Below are 19,381 nucleotides of genomic sequence, written 5' to 3'. Positions count from 1 at the left end.
GGAAGGTATCGTCCAATCGCCGGAAATCATGCCCGCAGAGGCTCCATGTCAAGCCGGCACCACACTTCGGTCAAGCGGAAAGCTCAGCTTCCAATCGTTCCCCATAATAAATGGCCAGTTGTGATATACATTCTTTCCATCCCCTTACAGGCATAGTCCACTTCTTGGAGATTTCCATAGTAGCCAAATAAATAATCTTCCTGAGTGAATCATCCGTTGGATAGGCTGTCTTTGTCTTGGTGACTTTCCTCAGCTGACGGTGATAGCCTTCAATCGTATTTGTGGTATAAATGAGTCTTCTGATTTCGGCAGGGTAACTAAAGTAGGCGGTCAGTTCCAGCCAGTTTGTTTCCCATGATTTGATGATGATTGGGTGCTTTTTGCCCCATTTCTCCTTGAAGTTGGAGAACTCCATTTCAGCCTCTTCCAGAGTGAGGGCCTGATAGATTTTCTTCAAGTCTGCCATAATGCCTTTTTGTTCCTTATACGAAACATACTTCATGGAATTACGGATTTGGTGAATGATACATAACTGGATATCAGTCTGTGGAAAGACCGTACTAATCGCCTCAGAGAAGCCAGAAAGTCCGTCCTTACAGGCAATCAGAATATCCTGCACCCCTCTGTTTTTAAGATCGTTACAGACTCCCAGCCAGAAACTCGCACTCTCATTTTCTCCAATCCAAATGCCCAAAATCTCTTTGTGACCGGATATATTGATCCCTAAAACACTGTAGGCAGCCTTGCTTACAATCCGATTTTCTTTCCGTACTTTGAAGTGGATGGCATCCAAAAAGACGATCGGATAGACCCGATCCAATGGACGTGATTGCCATTCCACAATTAGGGGCATGATTTTATCGGTTACCTTACTGACCATCGCAGGCGATACTTCTATTCCATAGAGGTCCTGAATGTGGTCTTCAATGTCCCTGGTAGACATGCCTTTTGCATAGAGGCCAATAATTTGGTCTTCCAACCCATTGGATGTGGTTTCATATTTCTTGATGATCTGTGGTTCAAATTCGCCTTTTCTGTCTCTCGGCACCTTTAGCTCTGCATTTCCAAACTTGGTTTTAACCGTTTTTTGGCTATATCCATTTCGGCTATTCCCGGAATGGTCCCCTTCGTTATCATGTTTTTTGTAGCCCAGATGATTGTCAATTTCCGCTTCAAACACATGTTGGATGGTATTTTTGAACAGATCCTTCAACTTTTCCTGAATGTCTTCCACAGTCCGGCAATCTTTCGCTAATTCTTTAGCCAACCAGTTTGTTTCGTTTTGCATAAATGATCATCTCCTTAATGGTGAGTTTAACCATTTGCACAAAATTTCTTACATCCTCCAATTCATCATGGGTTAAAAACCCTGGAAATTACGGGGTATATTAGTCCAACTCAATCCAACACGGCTCATAATTCTACTTCTTATCGAGATTTTATTTATGATGATGAAAACGATACATACACTTGTCAAAATCAACAAAAACTTTCTTTTACCCATTTGAGACGAACCGATGAACAACAGTATTACAAAGTATATTCTGCGAAAGCAAAAGACTGTAAAGTCTGTCCATTTAGAGAGCAATGCTTTGGAAAAACAGCAAGTAAAAGAACTATTGAACGACCAATTGCGCATGAATTATTAGAAGCAAACAAAATAAGATCAAAAACAGATGAATATAAACGGATTCAAAAGTTAAGAAGAGTTTGGTGTGAAGGTTCCTTCGGAACCATGAAGACGAAACTCAACTTACTTAAAACTAATAAGAGGGGCATTGAAAAAATTCTTGAACAATGTCTCTTTTCGGCGTTGGCATTAAACTTAAAACGGATGGTAAAGGCATTGAATTAGCTTCAAAAAAGGGTGAAATAGGGATATAAAAATACTTAAAAAATAGAAAAAAAACAAAATGGGAAAGGAATTTAGATCCTTTCCCACATTGTCAACAGCCCCAGTCTGCCCCTCTTTTTTCTGTCTTTAAAAATAGATCGGCAATATGCATAGGAACGCAGGGGGAGCATATAAAAAACTAAAAGAAAAGAGTGGTTAGTCCATGAATACTGTAAATGAGAACCTCAAGGAGAATTGGTTAAAAAATATTATCCTCTTTTTGAGCAGCCAGACGATTTCCCTATTCGGGTCTTCCCTGGTTCAATATGCGATTATGTGGTATATCACGTTAGAGACGGAATCTGGGATGATGATGACACTGTATATCATTTGCGGTTTTATCCCAACCTTTCTATTGTCACCAGTGGCAGGGGTGTGGGCGGACCGCTACAATCGTAAACTGCTGATTATTTTAGCAGATGGCCTCATTGCCTTTGCTACCTTAATCCTGGCGATTCTCTTTTTAATGGGATATGACTCGACTTGGCTGCTCTTCGCCATGGCAGCGATTCGTGCTCTTGGAACGGGCATTCAAACGCCGGCTGTCGGTGCGATTTTACCGCAGATTGTCCCGAAGGATCAGCTCACGAAGGTGAATGGGGCAAATGGGACGATCCAAGCTGTCATCATGTTTGTATCTCCAATGGTCAGCGCAGCATTATTAGCAATGGCATCCATTGAAATTATCTTTTTCATCGATGTCATTACGGCGGCAATTGCGATTATAACTCTGTTAGCATTTTTGAAAATCTCAGTGCATGAGAAGGCAGCACAACAACAAACAACGAGCTACTTCAACGATTTTAAAGAAGGCTTAATATATGTCAACAGCCAGGGGTTTCTGAAGCGATTCTTTCTATTCTTTGCAGTCTTCCTGGTACTGATGGCACCAGCTGCGTTTTTAACGCCATTGCAAGTGACACGCAGCTTTGGCGGCGATGTGTGGGAGCTGACAGCTATCGAAATTGCTTTTTCAATTGGCATGATGGCAGGCGGAGGAATCATCGCTTCCTGGGGAGGCTTTAGAAATAAAATAACCACAATGACACTCGCTAGCCTGGTAATGGGAATCTGTACGCTTGCGCTCGGAATCGTTCCGAACTTCTGGATCTACTTAGGTTTCATGGCGTTGTTCGGAGTTGCCATGCCGATTTTTAATACACCGACCACGGTCTTATTGCAGGAGAAAATCGAAGAAAATTATTTGGGCAGGGTTTTTGGTGTAATGGGGATGATCTCCACCTCAATGATGCCTCTTGGAATGCTGCTCTTCGGTCCAATCGCAGATTTCATCGACATCGAATGGCTACTAATCGGGACTGGAGTCTTGAACTTAATACTGGCTATATTATTAAGCCGGGATAAAGTTCTGACTGCAGCGGGAGAACCTGCGGTGAAGGAAGCAGGGACCGTTTAGTTGCATATTCAATTCCTGAGAGAAGAGCTGTTTTTTGCAGCTCTTTTTTATTTTTGAAGAAATAACCTTAAGCAATATTTAGTTGAAATTCAATAAAACTATATAACCAATTAGTCGAAACGCGGGGACGGTTCCAGTGTCTCATAAATCATAAAAATATGTTATTTTGTGAGACAGCGGAACCGTCCCTTTGTCTTATAATTTTAGTTCTCGTGCTTCCTTTTTTGTTGCTGAGGAAACGATAAACAGCTTGTCATTATTAGATAATATTTTTCATAAACTCTATCAAAAGGGGGTGTAGAGTTGAAGCACGTTTCAAACAGAGTAGATTATTATCTAAAAGACAAATGTCTTCTAAGCTCCTATGTAAAGCATTGGGAGCAATATATTGCAGCTTTGAGGGCCAGTAATACTGTAACGATATACAAGAAGGAATATATGGTAGACAAAATAAATATGGTTCATGATCCTGCAGCCATAGTATTAAAAGTCAACGTTGAACCACTTAGAGTTTATGATTAGGTATCCTTCGGGATGCTTTTTTCATATTTTTAGAAATGAAATCTTCGGACACGAGAACCGCCAAATTGAATTTTTCCATTCTTACAAACAAGACCATATATCTACGAAATTAACGTGACAGATCGTTAAATTGCAAAACAATGGTGTATAGCCATCACTAATTGGAGGGCCTATCTCTAATACTTCTCATTCCTGAATCCATATTTTCAAATTACAGGCCAATATAATTTTGCTGTTCCTTCAAAATGAATGTAAGGCAAAAAATATTGCATACAGAACTTTTTTAAACCTCAATCGTATGAAAGGTAAATAATTATTCAATGGAGGTCCATATGGAAAAACCTAAGAATAATATGGAAAGATATACACAAATCTATTCCGAGCTAAGAGAAAGGTTTCGCTGGAAGGTTTCCGATCAATCAGTATTGATGATGGTGGCATCTTTGTATATTTCAAACAATCGCAGCTTTGATATTGAAAGATTCAATGACGTTGCGGAATATATTAAAAATCAATCCGGCTTGTTTTCGCCTTTACGGTCTCAGTCCCGATTTACCTTTGCAGCCTTGCTGGATACCAGATTTGAAAATCCCAAGGAGATGTTTCCGGTCTTTATTGCTGCATACGATGAGCTGGTCTCAGGGGGATTCAGCAAAAATATTTTCACCTATATTGCCGCAATGCTGCTGATCACAACAGATGCAAAAGACCTTGGATCCCTTTCTAAACGGGCAAGAAGCATCTACAAGAAGATGAGGGAGGAGCATTTGTTTTTGACAGGTCACAGCGATTATCGCTTGCGGTCATGCTGGCACAAAACGACCGACAGACTGATGAACTGATTTTCCATATTGAAGACCTATACAGCAAGCTTTCACAAAATGGGTTTCGGAAAGGAAATGATCTGCAAAGCACGAGCCATATTCTTTCGTTGCATGAAAACAGCTCTTCAGATGAGTTGGTTGCGAAATCCACAGAAATATTTGACCGAATGAAAAAAGAACGAATCAAACCGAAATCCATGTTCTATCCCCAAATGGCTTTGCTCACCTTCATTGAAAAAGGAATCGACAACCTTACGGAAATAAAAGAAATATGGGAGCAATTGAACGCAGAGAAGCCATTCAAATGGAAAAAAGACATCAATTTCATGATGGCCGTTACTTTCGTAGTCAGTGACAAAATCGAAGATTCTTCCCTGCTTCAGACAAATCTTTCTACCACAATCGAAACATTGATACAGGCTCAGCAAGCAGCTTCTATGGCAGCCATATCAACTGCCGCTGTGGCAGCTTCTTCAAGTGGAGGAGAATAGAATATTTAAAGAGGCTGTCCAGGGGCGAGGGTAGGTTCCAGCGTCATACAATAATAAAGATAGATGGATTTTGTGAGACAGCGGAACAGTCCCTCTGTTTTCGGATCCTTAACGAAACATAAGAATCGTCCCTGTGTTTCTTACCTGGAAGAGACAACTAAGAATCGGATGGTTTGGTCTGTACGTAGGATTGCTATTAGTGTATGCACCGTTTGAACTTTCGTTTTTTATCCGGCCATTTGGAGGAATTATTTTTAATCATATCGGGGATCGAATCGGCCGGAAAAAGACACTCGTTTTAACACTGAGCTTAATGGGTGCTGCAACATTTGCTCGGGGATTCTGCCTACATATCAAGCAATTGGCATAGCTGCACCGATCATTTTGATCACACTTCGTCTCATCCAGGGACTTGGAATCGGAGGGGAATGGGGAGGAGCGCTGTTGCTTGCAACTGAGTATGCTCCAGTAGAACGCAGAGGATTCTTCGGTTCAATTCCACAGATGGGTGTGACGATCGAAATGGTGATGGGTACACTTGCTCTTTGGCTCATGAGCTTATTGCCTGAGCAGCAATTCATGTCATGGGGCTGGCGCGTGCCATTCATCTTCAGTGCATTGCTCGTGGTCTTTGGTTTATGGATTCGAAAAGGAATCGATGAGACTCCTGATTCAAGGAAGTTCAGCAAAAAGGTGAAATTCTCCAAAGCTGCCAATCGTCGATACACTTCGCTATTACTGGAAGGAAGTGCTGATCACCATCGGTGCGAAAGTGGTGGAGACAGCTCCATTCTATATTTTCAGTACGTTCATAGTTTCATATGCGACAAGCACTCTAGGATTCAGCCGCTCTGCTGTGTTAGGTTCCGTAATGGTTTCAACCGCCATTACGACGATCCTTATCCCAATCATGGGAAGTTTATCAGACCGCGTTGGCCGTAAGAAAATGTATATCGCCGGTACATTGGCGATGATGGCTTTCGCTTTCCCTTATTTCTGGATGATTCATCAAGGCAGTGTACTAATGTTGGTTTTGGCGACGATTATCGGCCTGGGGATTATTTGGGCTCCGATTACGGCAGTACTTGGAACCATGTTCTCCGAAATCTTTGATGCCAAGGTTCGTTATACTGGGGTCTCACTAGGTTATCAAATTGGTGCCGCAGTCGCTGGTGGTACAGCACCTCTCGTTGCCACTGCGCTGCTTGCATCATTCGATAATTCCTACGTCCCAGTTGCACTCTACATCATGTTTACTGCTCTGGTGTCATTGATTGCCATCTGGGCAGTGAAAAGCCGCGTTGAACCAACTGTGATCACTGGTAAAATTAGCTCGGCCAAATAATTTGGCCGAGTTTTTACTTAAAAGGAGAGATTCTATATGCTTATACTGAACGAACAACTGATCCAATCTATTTATAAAATCGAAGATGCCATTCGCGATGTCGAAAACATGTTGGTGGCCATTCATGAAGGCCGTGTTGATAATCCTCATCGTACGGTACTGAATGTCCCGGAACGCAACGGATCGGTTCTCTATATGCCAAGTTCGGATGGAACGTCCATGGCAGCGACCAAAATTGTCTCGATTTTTCCTGATAACAGCTCAGCTGACCTTCCGACCACACAAGGAGCCATTTTACTCACAGAACTCGAAACAGGAAGACATATCAGCTTACTGTCCGCTTCGTATTTGACCCGATTGAGAACCGGGGCATTAAGTGCCATTTCAGCCCGCCATCTCGCCAGGCCCGACAGCCAAGTGTTGACCGTCATTGGTACAGGCGGAATGGCGTTCGAGCAAGTATTAGGAATAGTGAATGTGCTGCCGATTCAAGACATTTATTTAATCAACCGTTCCATCGAAAAGACATACACATTCAGCGAAAAGCTCAAAGAGGCGGGTATTGCCGCTAAGATACATACCGGTGTCGACCGGAACGAAGCCGTCGCCCAGTCTGATGTCATTTGCTGTGCAACCCGGTCAACCGAAGAAGTGTTCGATGCTGATTATGTAAAAGCAGGAACCCATATCATCGGGGTAGGCAGTTACTTACCCGAAATGCGAGAAATCCCGTTAGTTGCGATTGAAAAAGCAGCATTGATCTATGCGGATGATTATGAGGGATTTAAATCGGAAGCCGGAGAATTCATTGATGCCGTGCAACGAGGGATATGGTCATTTGATCAGCTATCTGGTACATTAGCGGAACTTCATGTGAATCCGGTCGAGCGGGGAGTTGAGGATATTACGATATTTAAGTCAGTTGGGGCTGCTCATTTTGATTTGGCTGTGGCGAAGGGGGTTTTTGAGAAGGCGAAGGAGATGGATGAAGGGGAAGAGATTCTTTTGTAGGGTCTAAGGTGGGACATGGGGATGGATCTCATGTCCCTGTATTCGTTACTGCTTCAATCATTGAATATTTTTTCAAGTATTTCTTAATATTCCTGATAGCCAACCACACTAATCCTTTAAAAGAAGAATAAAAAACCACCACTCCACGTATCTGTGCCCCTCTAGGATTCATCCTTTACTACTTTTATTCTGACCCCTCTTAGGACATAGGTCCATAGCTGTTTATCTTCCGCATGAGACTAATTCATTTCATGGATAGCACCACATCAGTTAAACTAGAAAATCTCCTATTATTTACTATATAAGCTGCTTGAAAATTGGTAAGATTTAAATATATAAACTATAAATGGAGAAGCTGAAATGCTGAAAAAATTCTTATTGATTTTTATAACATTTTTATCTTTGTTCTCTCTAAGTACTTTTACTGCCTATGCAAGAGGAGATATACATGGACGGCTATCTTGAAGGATATGAGGCTGCCTATGAAGACTATATTTATGACGATTTTAAAAGAGGCTTGAATGAAGAAGAACAGATAATATACAAGAAGGGATATTATGCAGGTTTTATAGAAGGTGGTGGAGGGACTTTACTTGAAATCTTGTCCTATTATTTATTTAAAAAAAATCCCTTATACTCAATAATAATATTAGTATTTATTTTTTTTATTATCTTACTAACTGTAAATCTTAGAAATGAACAAACTGGAGCTTCTCCGAATGTTACATCAAATGTGGATACAAATTTAGACAGGTATCCTGAACCTTCATATAAATTAGATAATGAAGCATATGACAAAATCATAGAAGTAAAAAACTTCAGTGAAACAATAGATAAAGTCCTAAACAAGAAAATCAACAATACCAAGGATGATTCGGTTAAGCATTTCCGAAAATCCTTTTATAGAAGATGGAATCTTTTATTATAAGGACAAAAGAACCAAGCGGGCCATTAATAAAGGCAACAAGGGCGAGCTAATGGTTCATAATGAATTACTAAAAATAGAACAAATTGATGACTACAACGTTTTATTAAATTTAAATCTAATTGTATCCAATCAAGATTATAAACCAACACAAATTGACCACTTAGTAATTTCGAAATATGGACTATTTGTTATTGAAACTAAGAATTACTCTGGAATTATTGAAGGACACGTTTATAATGAGTACTGGGATGTAATCTATAAGTCATCTGTTCATAAGCTTTTTAATCCTATAATACAAAATTCAACCCACTTATATGCGATTAAGGCAAAAGTTTTGGTAGTTGTTGATGAATCATATTTTATTAATAAGTTGCCAGATGGGAATTTGGATTTTTATTCAGGTATTTATTCAATAATTGTTTTTACAGGAAATGCTAAATTAAATATAAAGGGGCAACACAAAGAAATGGTATTGTATTTACCTGATTTACTTAATTGTGTCCTTAGCCATAGAAAAGAGCACTTTACAGAAAAGCAAGTTTCTACTATAGTCAATAAAATTATCGAAGAAGACATAGAGGTGGAAACGGTACCTGGTTGATATAGGATTCAAAAAGACTGAAAGATACTTCTTCTAATCGAAAGAGGGGATAGTTAATTATTTTAAATTTCGTATTATATTCATACCAATATTAGGGGATTTGGTGATAAAGATGGAGAATGAAAAACGTAGATTAATCTCTGAGTTACCAGAATATCAAACAGCTTACTTTAACTTCTTTTCGCATGCGGTAAATCAATTCATGGATTTAAAGAATGTCTTATATTCAGGATCAAATAAATCTTCACTTGAAGGACCAGCACGTATCAGGACTACAGCCGATGATATCCTAATTGAAAAGGAACCAATGGAAGTAGAGATGAACTTTGTTTTGCATAATCAGGTGGTCATGAATACAGATGTTGAAACATTTATGGAAACCGTTGAAGATGCTTCCGATTCAGGTATTCAATCTCTGATGCCACAGCTTTTTAATTCCATTTTGGATGTCTGTGAAGCAAGTGGTCAGGTAGTCTCTGGTGAAGGACAGCCATTTACCTTTGACACTTTGTTGGACGGTTTGGAAAAAATGGATATCAGATTTAATGAAGATGGCAGTCCTATTATGCCTACTCTCTATATCAATCCAGCCAATAAAGATCAGATTTTGAACATTAAGCCAACAGAGGAACAATTGAAAAGAAGAGAAATAATATTGTCTAAGAAAAGAGCTGATTTCTTTGCTAAGAAACGTACTCGCCGGTTACGTTGAAACATTACGGGAAAGAGATTTTGATATACCGCTGTTATGCATTCTCCTAAAAAATGAATTTTTCGATATTCATTTCCTTCACGGAGCATTTGAGTTTGGAAAAGATTTCATAGCTAAAAAGCAAGAAGGAGATAAGATTATTCAATATGTATTCCAATCGAAGGGAGGAAATATCGGTTTAGCAGACTTTGGACAAGTAAGATGGCAACTGGAAGAAGCAAGAATGAATCCCATAGCGCATCCTTCATTTAATACTGAAATTGAAAGACGAGTAGTGTTAGTCACTACCGGAAGACTTGTAGGTGGTGCGAGTGCTTCAGCACAGACATATAAAAAATGGTGCTTAGAACATGGAAACATGGGATTTCAAGTATGGGATGTTGATTACCTTTTAGGTATGATGTTGAAGGAAGGTGCTAACCCTTATGGTCTGATTGAGGAAAATCCTGAATTCTTGTCCATGGTTGTGAATATGAAGCAAGGAAAAGGAACCTTTAAAGAAATCGAGCAATACTCAAGGATTTGGTTTGAAAAATGCCGGAATGGTACTAAAAGATCCTACTTTGGTGCGGTGCTCGAATCAGCTATTTTTGCTTATGAATTAAAAAATACCGGAAGAACTTTATTGGCATGTTATGTTAGCCTGTTTCCAATAAGAGCGATAGTCCATGCTTTGCATGAAAAAAATGAGGGACTTCCAAGGTGGATCCATGAAGTTTTTCACTTAATTCATGATCATTTTCTTTGCTGCTCAGAGAATCTTATCGAAACTTTAATGAAATATAAGGAAGAAGATGAGTCTATTTTCAATCGTCACATAGGCGGTGTTCATGTTTTTGTTGCTTATCCAGTGATTTGCTCCCAGTCTATGGAGATTTTAGGATTAGCGGGTTTATTGAAACTGAGAAGAAATGAAATGGAGAAAGCTAAGGAAATAGGAAACCTGTTGGCTACCTTATTAGAGAAGAATTCTGGTTTCTTTTCACCTATATCTGATAGATTTGCCGTTTCCATGATTCCGGCGGTCATCTTGCTTCATGAATTTGATCGCAACGAAGTTATCAGGTCTCTAATTAGTAGGACGGCTATTTGGCTTTGCAATAGGTATGAAATTTCTGAATTGGGCTTAGCATCCTCGTATGCAGCTGAGGAGGATGAGATAAACACTTTGTTAGGTTATGCCTATGATTTTATCAAACTTCCTGCAAGGCGGGAATCCTACCTTGGGACGGTATTAATCGACCTTACTGCCATATTAGGGTTGAACGATTTATATGAAGACATTCTGAATGATATATTAGCTGTTGAAATTTTGCCGTGTAATATAGTGACAAAAGATACAGTAGATAAATATATGCTTAATGGAGCTTCAGTATATACACCTGTTATCAGGTTTAAAGATTCCTTGTCTTCTGAAAGAGCTTGGCGGGATGGGGTAGAAGAGGAAGCCGAAGAAACTTTTTGTTTGAAAAATGATATGTGGTGGGAACTCCTTGCAATAATATCAATTCTTAGAGACAGACATTTTGTCAATGAACTAAGTGCTATCGTTTCATAACGCTGGGACAGCGGCTTTATACCACATCTTTTTCCATTGTGCGTCATTGACTCAAGTAAGACTATTGCGGTTCCTGAATGAGACACGAGAACCGTCCCCGTGTCTATCTTCAGCCGAAACACTCATCGTTCATGAGATTGGCTTGAGAAAAAGAAAGACCAGCTAGCGGCTGCATTCCATGAAAAAGACATCACCGTACATGGAGACCAAGCAGCAGCCGTTGCACTGCCAAACGTAGTGCCAGCAACCGAAACCGACTGGGCCGACGAATACCTGAGCCTCGACACCGCAGTCAAGGTGGTATACACATCGATGCAGCCATCGAGCACATCGACCAGTACGGCACAAAACACTCAGAAGCCAATATTACTGTGAACAAAGACCACGCCAGGAATCCATGCAGCTTGTAGTTGTAACCGCAATATATCATAAATTGGGTTGTTATGCTGAGATTAGGATGTCTACTCAGAAGCTACATGCTAGAGGGCATTTGGGATTGCCTGACTACAGGAAAGTATGTAATGGTAGGGGATGGTTTAGTGAGATAACACAGCTAATTAAACCGAAGAAAAGAAGACCTTCCTTGTACTTTGGCAGGAAGGATCTTCTTTTTATAGGGATACTTGTATGCCGTATCTAAAATTTAGTTATTAAAATTTAAAATTTACATTTTGTCAATGTTAAGGAGTTGAAAATAATGCCTCTCTAACTGGTTGAAATTTAGGCTATTTAAGAATCTATTGTTAATTGATGGGTTAATAAATTGAATCCTTTTCCTATATTCATTGGTTGTAAATCTAGAAATTGGGATAACCTTGTTCTCTTTGTAATTACGGTACATTGATATGCTATATAAGATTCTTTTAGAGTCTCTAGATGTAATTACTGTTTTTAGTGAATTTGTACGTTTGATGATTAACCTGTCAATCTCTTGACAAACACCTTCAATCTGGGACTTATCAGCATATTTATATGACGAAATAAATCCAGAAGTTATAAATTGGAGTTTGTAATACTCTTTTAAGGTGGATATTCTTATATACTTTTCTTTCTTGATTAAAAATTGACTTTTAGTTAAAACATTTAGTCTTTCTATTAGTAAGTTAATGTTATCTATATTCTTAGTTTTTTTATCTTTAATGTATAAGTCAAAACATGAATTTATTTTTCTTTTTAACCTATTTACTTTTTTACTAGAAATAGAAGTATATAATTTATTTTTTAAAAGGCTAAAGTCATATCCTAAATATTCAAACTGTATGGGTTTGTTTTTTTGTGAAGGAGTTTCGATAAATTTATCTGAGTTATGCTCTAACCCATAAAAATTTAACAGTTCCTCTATTTTCTTTTTGATATTTTCTTTTTCTTTTTTTCCAAAATCCCCATTGAAAATAAGTAGTATATCATCCACATACCTGCAATAATAATTAATTCGTTGATCAATTCTTTTCATTTGCATATCAAATTGCTCTAAATAAATCTCTGATAGAGAATTTGATATAGACATACCTTGAGGGATTCCGGAGGGCGAACGTTTCAGTAACTCTTTTATTAAGATATATTCGCTCTGAGGAATAAGTGCCCCTTTTTTCAATTTATATAGTAATTTATTGTGTGGTATAGAGGAGAAAAAGTTTTTAATATCTAACCGAATAATATAATAATCCTTTTGGATGGTTAATTTTGCTTGTAAGGTCTGTATTATTTCATCTCTATTTTTATATTTAATCTTATATTTATTATTTAAGGCATCTTTTAAATAATCTATAACTAATCTATCTCGAATTGTTGGAATATAAACACGTCTGTTATCAGGTAAATCTATATGTTTTAATCTTGTAAATTGGTATTTCCCGTTTTCAATCTTTTTAAGAATAATCTTAAATTCTTCATCTTTAATTCTAGTAAATTTCGTAGCTGAAATCTTGTCCAAGCCTGTACTTAAGGTGTTATAAGATTTCAAGTAATAGAATTCTAATAACTCCTTATTTAGATTTGTTCTCATTTAATCCACCTTCTTTGCAAGAGCCGGATATAACATATTAAAGTTGTGTTTTTCCAGCTTACCAGAGTTTTAAACTCCTAAGTTTAGCTAGTTTTGAGTACTCCAAAGAATACTTAATACAGTAATGCCCCTATAATGTACTAGTTATAGGAATTTCCTGTACTGCATCCGGCTTTTGCTCTATAATTATACCATGATTTCCAAAAAATTCTACAAAAACCGAGGAGATTTTATTGAATATTTCAAAAGCAACTGCTCTGTTATTAGATTTGTTACCGTATGAAATACCTCTAATTTATTCGAACCAAGAACTATATAATTATATTAATAATAACCCTAAATGGGATGAATTGAGTATTGACAATCTTATATTAAATGAAACACAACCTTATCACTTTTATATTTATAAAAATGATTTTTCAAATAGACTACTAAGCTTATTGCATCCGTTGGCGCAGTTACAAACTACAAAGTTTATCGAAAAGTATGATCAGGAATTAATTAGTTTTTTTCATACGCATACAATTTTCTCCATTAGATTTCCCTATGACATAAATTCCATTAGCAAAAAACCAATAGATAAAATTGAGTCAGATATGAATTTTCTTCTTAATGAAGAGTACGAGATCAATAATAATGAATATGAAAAATATATGGATAGTTACTTTTCCAAAAAAAGATTTAAAAAAATAACAGACTTCTATAAATCAAATTTGTTTAAGAAACTAGAAACTAAGTACTCTTTACTGCAAAAGCTAGATATTTCAAATTGCTTTTATAGTATATATACCCACAGTATTGATTGGGCTTACTTAGGTAGTCGAGAATTTGCAAAGAAGAACAGGAATGGAAAAAGACTTTCAACCACTTTGGATAAGGTAATGAGTAGCAGTAATTATGGGGAAACCAATGGGATAATTGTAGGACCGGAATTTTCTCGAATAGTAGCAGAAATCGTATTAACTAGAATAGATAAGCTTGTGTATGAAAGAATTCAGAAAGAGAACCTTGTTTATAAACGAGATTTTGAGATAGTAAGATATATTGATGATATTTTTATATTTACTAATTCCCACCAAGATGCTTCATTAATTAAACAGATTTATATTGAAACAAGTAATGACTATAAACTTACAATCAATGAATCAAAAGCATTTTTAGAAACTAACCCATTTTTAAAGAAACATATATGGGTAGTTAAATTAAAAAAAATATTAAAGGAATACTTTAGTCTCTTTGAAGAACCAAAATCCCTAGATAAACCTAGTATAAGGCGTGCCACAAATTCTTTCCTATCGGAGATAAGAGCGATAATTATAGAGTTTGAAAATGATAAGCATAGTATTGTTTCATTCATACTTTCTTCCTTAGAAAAGGTCTGGAAAAGTTTAATATCAACTTCCTTTGATGTAATGAAAAATAATGAATATAAGCGGTATCTGCTTTTTAAATTCATAGACTTAACACATTATGTATTAACATTTTCATTGACTGCTCAAAATGTACTAAAGTATTCGAAGCTGACTGTTTATATTTCTAATGAGGCAGTTAAAATAGGTGATTATTCTATCCATGATTTAATCTTTAGTAAAACATTAGAAATAATAAAATATCACAATAATAAAAACACGGAAATTTTAAATTTAATTATTATATTAAAGGACTTCGAAAAAGAAATCCCGGAAAATATATTAATTGAAATATTAAAGAAAAATCCGAACTATTTTACACTATCATGTATAACTTACTATTTAAGTGAAGGTAATAGGACCTTTAGGTATAAAAAGGTGAGAGGATTTATCAATGGTGAAATTAATATGATTATCCACCTTCTAAATGAAAAGTATATCCTTCCAAATACAGATAGCAATAAATTAAAGGAATTAGTTAATAGTAAGGAATTTTATGTAATTCATGATTTTTATTCGAGTAATATTTTAAGTAAAAATACAAAAATAGAAATAGAGAAAATTAAAAATAGAATTTTAAAAGAAAAATGGGATAAAGACGTATTATTCAATGTTTTTATTCAGTATATAAAAGATTTTGATAAGCCATTTATGAATTGGAACGCATCCAAAAAAGAGATGATAAAAATGTTAGTCGAAAAAACTACAAGCAATATGCAAGCGTATGACTAGAAAATAGGGAAGCTTCAAACTTAACATATCTTGTGAGACACGGGGAAGGTTCTAGCGTCCTCTATAATAATCTTTAATGAGGGCCAGGTCCTATTTAGGGAATTGGCTCTTTTTCCTTGCTTGGGACTTAACGATAATCTCACAACATAAAGAAGAATGATAGAATCAAAACAGATATTTACAAATAAAGTAAACTAATGGAGTGACCAACCTATGGACAAAATCGGCCAAACAATCCTAAACTTCCGAGACGCCCGCAAATGGAAACCCTACCACAATGAAAAAGACCTAGCCATATCAATTTCTCTGGAGGCCAATGAACTCCTGGAGAACTTCCAATGGAAAACCAGCGAGGAAGCGGTAAGCCAATCAGAACAGAATATCAAAGAAGAAATGGCTGATATCTTAATCTACCTTGTTCAGTTAGCTGACAAGATGGATATTGATCTGGAAGAGGAAGTTTTGAAGAAGATGAAGAAGAATGAGCTGAAGTATCCCGTTCAGAAGGGGTGAGGGTAGTTGATTGTTTATGAAGCAACGAAGGATGAGTTTTTGAAGGATGTTTTTGATGATGAGCTGGTGAATAATATTGTCAGCAATTATAACAGCAAGATTGGGCGGATTAATGAGCGAGGTTCGGTCTTGGGACAACTCGATGCAGTATATGTACCGGGTGTTGAGTGACAGCGAGATTCCTAATGATGCGGGTGTTGCGATTGAGTTTAAGATTCCTCATACCTCGAAGCGGGTGGATTTCCTCATATCCGGCTCGGATCAGTATGTGCGCCAATCGATTGTCATCGTTGAGCTGAAGCAGTGGGAAACGGTGGAGAAGATTGAGGGTAAAGAGGCGATTGTTAAAACGGTGATCAACAGAGGTGTGCGTGAGACAACTCATCCGTCTTACCAGGCCTGGTCATATGCTGCTTTGATCAAGGACTATAATGAGAATGCGCAAAAAGAAGAAATTCAACTTTATCCGTGTGCTTATCTGCATAATTACATAAACCAGGGTGAACAGGATCCGCTGACTGACCCAGTCTATGAATATTATATCGAGGAAGCGCCAGTTTTTATAAAAGGAGATTCTGGTAAGCTGCGCAATTTTATCAAAAGATATATTAAGCACGGTGATAATAAAGAAATTTTATATACGATTGATAAAGGAAGGATTCGTCCATCCAAATCGCTGCAGGATTCTCTGAACAGCATGCTCCAGGGGAATCAGGAGTTTGTCATGATTGATGACCAAAAAGTCGTCTATGAAACGTCTTTGCACCTTGCCAAAGAATCGTTAAGGACAAACACGAAGCAGGTGTTGGTCATTGAAGGAGGACCAGGGACCGGTAAGTCCGTTTTAGCTATAAACCTGCTGGTTGAGGCGACGAACCGAAGTTTGGTGGCCCAGTATGTGACGAAGAATGCTGCGCCGAGGAATATTTACGCGACCAAGTTAAAACAGAACTTCCGCAAGGGCCATATTGATAATCTGTTTGTTGGGTCAGGCAGCTATATTAATGCACCTGCGAATGAGTTCGATGTCCTCATTGTCGATGAAGCCCACCGCCTTAATGAGAAGTCTGGCCTTTTTAGCAACCTTGGTGAAAATCAGGTAAAAGAAATCATGAATGCATCCAAGCTGTCTGTCTTTTTTATCGATGAACGGCAGCGGGTTACTCTCAAGGATATCGGAAGTATTGGGGCGATTAAAAAGTTCGCGAAGGAATTGGGAGCGAATGTGACTAGGATGAAGCTTGATTCGCAGTTCCGCTGTAATGGTTCTGATGGCTATTTAAGCTGGATTGACGATGTCCTGCAGATTCGCGAAACGGCGAATTCCAATTATATCGGGACTAATTATGATTTCCGGATCTTCACAAACCCAAATGAAATGCGGGAAGAGATTGCTAGATTGAATAAAAAGAACAACAAATCCCGGATGGTAGCAGGTTACTGCTGGAACTGGCTGAAAGAAGGGAAGTCGAACACGAATATCCATGACATAGAGCTGCCTGAGCATAAATTCAGCATGAGCTGGAATCTCGATAACTCCGCGACATGGGCCATTGATGAAAATTCGGTCAATGAAATCGGCTGTATTCATACCTGCCAGGGACTCGAATTCGATTACGTCGGTGCCATCATCGGGGACGATCTGGTTTACAGGGATGGAGAGGTGTTAACCGACCATTCCAAACGCGCGAAAACAGACAACTCCTTAAAAGGTTTGAAGAAAATGCTGAAGGAAAATCCTGAGGAAGCAGAAAAGCTTGCTGACCAGATTATCCGTAATACTTATCGTACATTGATGACCCGTGGACAGAAGGGCTGCTTTGTTTATTGTACGGATAAGGAGTTAGAGGGTTATTTTATCGAGCGGGTTAGGGATATTCAGCAGGAATATGCGGAGAATGAGTTTTTTAGGGAGATGCCGCGGGTGGCGGAGGAGAAAGAGGAATATAAGAATTGAGGAGGAAGGCTCTTATTTGAAAAGAGCCTTCCTTTTTTTATTCCGCATATTGAATATATTTTCAGGTAAGCTAAATCAACTTAAACTATACAGCGATTTGTAAAATAGCAAATGATATAAAATTAATAAAGGGTGTGCTTATAATGATTTGTTAGTTGAAAAAATAAAAAACATTCGTTTTTTTATATTATACATTGTAATATAATGTAAAAGAATTGATGGTATTAGAATGGAGATGTTAAATGAAAAAATTTATAGATGGGATTGTAAACTCAAGTGAAATAGTTAATACAGCCACAATATTGTCTTTAATATTAGCTGTGATTTTCTTTTCTTATCAAGAAATAAAGCACAGAAGGGAACAAAGAAAAGAGATACTAAGACTAAAGGATGAAATAACTAACTTAGTAATAAGAAATCATGTTAATAGTGGGGTACCAATTGCTCATATTGATTTTGATACATTTATAAATGGGTTTGAGAAAGTTAAAAATTGCAATATAAATGTTAATGCAGTTGACATTGCAAAAATGGTATATGCAAGGGTCTATGAAAACGAGCACATTACAAAAGAAACCAGATTAGAGTTATTAAAACAAATTGACGAATTAATTAGTACATATGAGTATGATTTAAAAAGTGGAGAAATTACTAAAGAAAATCTTATTTCATCTACACTATTCACTCGTATATCCCTAATAATTACTTTAATTACATACATTTTAATTACACAATTTGCTGAGTTTACTAAAATTAAATTAAACATTAACAATGGAATAACAATATTAATAATAGCATTATCGATATTTTTGCTATTAGTAATTAAACCGATTTTAGATAGTAAAGTATGGACTTTATTAGAAATTCTAAGAAAAGATAAAGTCACTAGGAATAAAGAAATTTTATCACATGGTAGTAATAATGTTTTAATTAAAGAGTATAAGGATAATACCGAAACAAACGATCCAATATTATTTGATGATTATTTTGAAAAAAAAGATGAGATCAGAGCAACTTACGAGCAGAGAATTTTACTAGAGACCATATTACGTAAATTATATTTTAAATTAAAAAATGAACATACCAAATTACCAGTTCAAAGAATAATTCATATACTAATAGAAAACGAAGTAATATCAATAGGTTTTGCAAATGAAATAAAAGCAGTTTATAGAGCCAGTAATTATGTGGTTCATGAAGGTGAATTACCTAATGATATAAAAGATTATGAAAGCTTTATAGAGCCAATGAGAGAAATTACTAACACGTTATATCATATATTAAAAAATACTCCGGATTCAAAGGGGAAATAGAATCAGCTTAATTTTAACTTAACGCTCATAACAATTGATTATGAGCTGTTTTCTTTTAGGAACATTAATATAATAAATTATATAGGTGAATCAATTTCATAATTGCTCTTTCTTAAAAAGTTGAGACTTCCCCGACTCTAAATTTTACT

General features: G+C 37.0%; 13 protein-coding genes and 3 pseudogenes. 14 read left to right on the top strand and 2 right to left on the bottom strand.

What is annotated here, in order from left to right; genetic code table 11:
* Positions 1 to 70: 70 nt before the first annotated feature.
* On the bottom strand, positions 71 to 1,288 hold the full coding sequence (locus tag CVD19_RS16620) for an IS256 family transposase (protein ID WP_101583504.1): 1,218 nt from the start codon (positions 1,286 to 1,288) through the stop codon (positions 71 to 73).
* Between the two features lie 216 nt (positions 1,289 to 1,504).
* Here CVD19_RS16620 and CVD19_RS25945 point away from each other — a divergent pair, with 216 nt between their 5' ends.
* The 10 genes and pseudogenes from CVD19_RS25945 (at position 1,505) to CVD19_RS16565 (ending at position 11,303) form a co-directional block, all read left to right on the top strand.
* A complete protein-coding gene (locus CVD19_RS25945; RefSeq protein ID WP_180953673.1) occupies positions 1,505 to 1,855 on the top strand; it encodes a transposase in 351 nt (116 codons plus the stop codon).
* A 202-nt stretch (positions 1,856 to 2,057) separates the two neighbouring features.
* The gene (locus tag CVD19_RS16610; protein WP_101583502.1) at positions 2,058 to 3,311 is read left to right on the top strand and encodes an MFS transporter; all 1,254 of its coding nucleotides are present in this window, start codon (positions 2,058 to 2,060) and stop codon (positions 3,309 to 3,311) included.
* Between the two features lie 303 nt (positions 3,312 to 3,614).
* Positions 3,615 to 3,833 carry a hypothetical protein gene (locus tag CVD19_RS16605; RefSeq protein WP_101583501.1) on the top strand — a complete coding sequence of 73 codons (219 nt, stop codon included), beginning with the start codon at positions 3,615 to 3,617 and terminating at the stop codon, positions 3,831 to 3,833.
* Between the two features lie 320 nt (positions 3,834 to 4,153).
* Positions 4,154 to 5,148 (top strand): annotated as a pseudogene (locus tag CVD19_RS25940) (DUF4003 family protein).
* 184 nt (positions 5,149 to 5,332) lie between these two features.
* A pseudogene (locus CVD19_RS16590) lies at positions 5,333 to 6,493 on the top strand (MFS transporter); the annotation flags it as partial.
* A gap of 36 nt (positions 6,494 to 6,529) precedes the next feature.
* Positions 6,530 to 7,504 carry an ornithine cyclodeaminase family protein gene (locus tag CVD19_RS16585; RefSeq protein WP_101583498.1) on the top strand — a complete coding sequence of 325 codons (975 nt, stop codon included), beginning with the start codon at positions 6,530 to 6,532 and terminating at the stop codon, positions 7,502 to 7,504.
* Between the two features lie 448 nt (positions 7,505 to 7,952).
* Complete coding sequence (locus CVD19_RS16580; protein ID WP_101583497.1) at positions 7,953 to 8,432, top strand: hypothetical protein; 480 nt, start codon at positions 7,953 to 7,955, stop codon at positions 8,430 to 8,432.
* Positions 8,374 to 9,033, top strand: coding sequence for a nuclease-related domain-containing protein (locus tag CVD19_RS16575; RefSeq protein ID WP_101583496.1), 660 nt, complete (start codon positions 8,374 to 8,376; stop codon positions 9,031 to 9,033). Before CVD19_RS16580 ends, CVD19_RS16575 begins: the two co-directional genes overlap by 59 nt.
* 112 nt (positions 9,034 to 9,145) lie before the next feature.
* Positions 9,146 to 9,745 (top strand): hypothetical protein, encoded by a 600-nt coding sequence (locus tag CVD19_RS16570; protein ID WP_142383542.1) that lies wholly within the window; start codon positions 9,146 to 9,148, stop codon positions 9,743 to 9,745.
* Entirely contained in the window at positions 9,714 to 11,303 is a 1,590-nt protein-coding gene (locus tag CVD19_RS16565) for a hypothetical protein (protein WP_101583494.1), read from the top strand. The genes CVD19_RS16570 and CVD19_RS16565 overlap by 32 nt, the downstream gene beginning before the upstream one ends.
* A gap of 664 nt (positions 11,304 to 11,967) precedes the next feature.
* On the opposite strand, the gene CVD19_RS16560 is transcribed toward CVD19_RS16565, so the two are convergent.
* On the bottom strand, positions 11,968 to 13,308 hold the full coding sequence (locus tag CVD19_RS16560) for a reverse transcriptase domain-containing protein (protein ID WP_101583493.1): 1,341 nt from the start codon (positions 13,306 to 13,308) through the stop codon (positions 11,968 to 11,970).
* Between the two features lie 233 nt (positions 13,309 to 13,541).
* Between CVD19_RS16560 and CVD19_RS16555 the strand changes: the two genes are divergently transcribed.
* From CVD19_RS16555 to CVD19_RS16540, 4 genes and pseudogenes are all read left to right on the top strand, one after another.
* On the top strand, positions 13,542 to 15,449 hold the full coding sequence (locus tag CVD19_RS16555; RefSeq protein WP_101583492.1) for an RNA-directed DNA polymerase: 1,908 nt from the start codon (positions 13,542 to 13,544) through the stop codon (positions 15,447 to 15,449).
* Between the two features lie 213 nt (positions 15,450 to 15,662).
* Positions 15,663 to 15,962 carry a nucleotide pyrophosphohydrolase gene (locus tag CVD19_RS16550; protein ID WP_101583490.1) on the top strand — a complete coding sequence of 100 codons (300 nt, stop codon included), beginning with the start codon at positions 15,663 to 15,665 and terminating at the stop codon, positions 15,960 to 15,962.
* A gap of 6 nt (positions 15,963 to 15,968) precedes the next feature.
* Positions 15,969 to 17,919 (top strand): annotated as a pseudogene (locus CVD19_RS16545) (DNA/RNA helicase domain-containing protein).
* 242 nt (positions 17,920 to 18,161) lie between these two features.
* Complete coding sequence (locus tag CVD19_RS16540) at positions 18,162 to 19,232, top strand: hypothetical protein (protein ID WP_101583488.1); 1,071 nt, start codon at positions 18,162 to 18,164, stop codon at positions 19,230 to 19,232.
* Positions 19,233 to 19,381 lie beyond the last annotated feature (149 nt).

The sequence above is a fragment of the Bacillus sp. T33-2 genome (genome assembly GCF_002860205.1).
Classification (GTDB): Bacteria; Bacillota; Bacilli; order Bacillales; family Cytobacillaceae; genus T33-2.
This window is presented reverse-complemented; position numbering and strand designations above follow the sequence as displayed.

Excerpts from the sequence above, each read along its gene's own strand:
- CVD19_RS16620 (WP_101583504.1), bottom strand. The coding sequence starts at position 1,288 with ATGCAAAACGAAACAAACTGGTTGGCTAAAGAATTAGCGAAAGATTGC.
- CVD19_RS16610 (WP_101583502.1), top strand. The coding sequence starts at position 2,058 with ATGAATACTGTAAATGAGAACCTCAAGGAGAATTGGTTAAAAAATATT.
- CVD19_RS16585 (WP_101583498.1), top strand. The coding sequence starts at position 6,530 with ATGCTTATACTGAACGAACAACTGATCCAATCTATTTATAAAATCGAA.
- CVD19_RS16580 (WP_101583497.1), top strand. The coding sequence starts at position 7,953 with ATGGACGGCTATCTTGAAGGATATGAGGCTGCCTATGAAGACTATATT.
- CVD19_RS16575 (WP_101583496.1), top strand. The coding sequence starts at position 8,374 with ATGATTCGGTTAAGCATTTCCGAAAATCCTTTTATAGAAGATGGAATC.
- CVD19_RS16570 (WP_142383542.1), top strand. The coding sequence starts at position 9,146 with ATGGAGAATGAAAAACGTAGATTAATCTCTGAGTTACCAGAATATCAA.
- CVD19_RS16560 (WP_101583493.1), bottom strand. The coding sequence starts at position 13,308 with ATGAGAACAAATCTAAATAAGGAGTTATTAGAATTCTATTACTTGAAA.
- CVD19_RS16550 (WP_101583490.1), top strand. The coding sequence starts at position 15,663 with ATGGACAAAATCGGCCAAACAATCCTAAACTTCCGAGACGCCCGCAAA.
- CVD19_RS16540 (WP_101583488.1), top strand. The coding sequence starts at position 18,162 with ATGAAAAAATTTATAGATGGGATTGTAAACTCAAGTGAAATAGTTAAT.